The organism is Alteromonas sp. 4NS20-0143, assembly GCF_057542855.1.
Genome location: NZ_BAAJLR010000022.1, coordinates 1 through 1,567, shown reverse-complemented (window position 1 = coordinate 1,567; position 1,567 = coordinate 1). Strand labels below are relative to the sequence as shown.

At 39.2% G+C, this 1,567-nt stretch carries 3 protein-coding genes; all 3 read left to right on the top strand.

From position 1 onward, the window contains the following. On the top strand, positions 1-232 hold a 232-nt coding region (locus AC27HD_RS18770; protein WP_487107796.1), incomplete at its 5' end, for a hypothetical protein. Between the two features lie 154 nt (positions 233-386). Next, positions 387-602, top strand: coding sequence for a hypothetical protein (locus AC27HD_RS18765; RefSeq protein ID WP_032095395.1), 216 nt, complete (start codon positions 387-389; stop codon positions 600-602). A 108-nt stretch (positions 603-710) separates the two neighbouring features. Continuing rightward, positions 711-1,304, top strand: a complete 594-nt coding sequence (locus AC27HD_RS18760) for a hypothetical protein (RefSeq protein ID WP_487107794.1) — start codon at positions 711-713, stop codon at positions 1,302-1,304. Positions 1,305-1,567: the final 263 nt, after the last annotated feature.

The window sequence follows — 1,567 nt, the reverse complement described above, 5'->3', positions numbered from 1 at the left end:
GTGTCAAAGGAAAGGAATGACGAAGGAAGATGTTAAAAGCGGAAGTACTTTTGCTAGTTATATGGCTTCAGCATCTGCTGCTACCTTGGCGTATATCACAATGAAGTATTTGAACTTAGCTGGCTCACTAGATGAAACAGGTTCATTACTTTTTTATGCTCTACTTTACGCTTTTATTTTTTTAGCGTTCCGTTTCTTTACATCGCGCTTTTTTAAGTGGCTTTATTCCTAGTTTCAAAAAGCTAAGGTTTTATTTATTAATGACACATAGCAAGAAAATTATGTCGCCCACAGGCGGGCTAGGAAACAAGCACCCAGGCGGTTTCGTCATCGTAGCCTGCCTGTTTTTACTCCATATTTAAAAGTTATATGCAAAAGGAAGCAGCATGAAATATTTTTCAATTATCCTATTAGTCGTCATCTCGGGTTGTTCATCTCAAAGCTTTTCAGATGGAGTGGAAGACCAAGTTTTAGAAAGTGTGACAGGGAAGGATTTTTCCAGAAATGCCGCACAATGTCCGCTTATTAAAAGCCAATGCTCTGATGGTAATTATGAAGAGTGGCCTTTAAAAAATGGGCAAACCGGTTGTGCGTGTAATTAATTGCATATAACAAGCTGTTAAACAATGACAAAAAACAGTTGGTTTTACTCCTTCATCGCTAATTTTAACCGACTATTTTTTGCCTGTTAACAGGGCGCTAGGTTTCTTGTGAAATTATTCACCCGTTCAAAAGTTCTCTTTTCTCTCTCTGGGTTAAGTTTTATATGGTTTTTAATCGTCTTCCAAAGTGAACTTTCAAATCCTGACGTCGTGTGCAGTGCAGACTTAGTGACTAAAAAAGAGTCTATTTGCTTAATAAATAGAATGGATTCTGAACGCTTCAGAGCCACCGTAAGTTACGGTGGCTCACGCAAAACAAGTCAAGAAAAGGTAACTATCAAGTTACTTCTAACGGAAGGCAGTACAGAAAACTGGTCATTAGTCTTAAACCCAAGAGCAGCAAGCTACTCAGGGCAAACAAAACGGTATTATGGGACGCTTAACTATGGCACATTCAACAAAGAGTTCCCTAAAGGAGTTACATTGACAATTCGCGCCAGCGAAAATGTTTCTTTGTTTAGAAAGTTCGAGGTCAGAGTATTAAGAAACCCAAATGGAGCAAAAGTCTATTTGTGGGCAGTAATCACTCTAATACTTCTTTTTTTGTCTATTTGGTTTAGGACTTCAATCTTTGTAAAAGGTATCGGCAGACCATTACCATATTTACTCTTTTTTTTCGTATCGTTTATATTGCTCGCATGAGAACTGTGAAAAACCGAACAAAACACTAAAGGCACTCGCGCTGCTCGCTGGGGCGTTTTTACTTCTGAATATCGGTGCAATCTTATATTACCGGTGGCGCTGGTCTAATAATTTACACCGTTTTAGCATTGCTAATGCCACCACCAAGCCAGTGAGTTTCGAATTCAACAGGTGGTTGTTTTAGGGGAGTTACATAAAAAACGCTTAAGTCGTTTACTGGGGCGATTACTTTGCGCGGCTTCGCCATTATGCCCCACATGTCT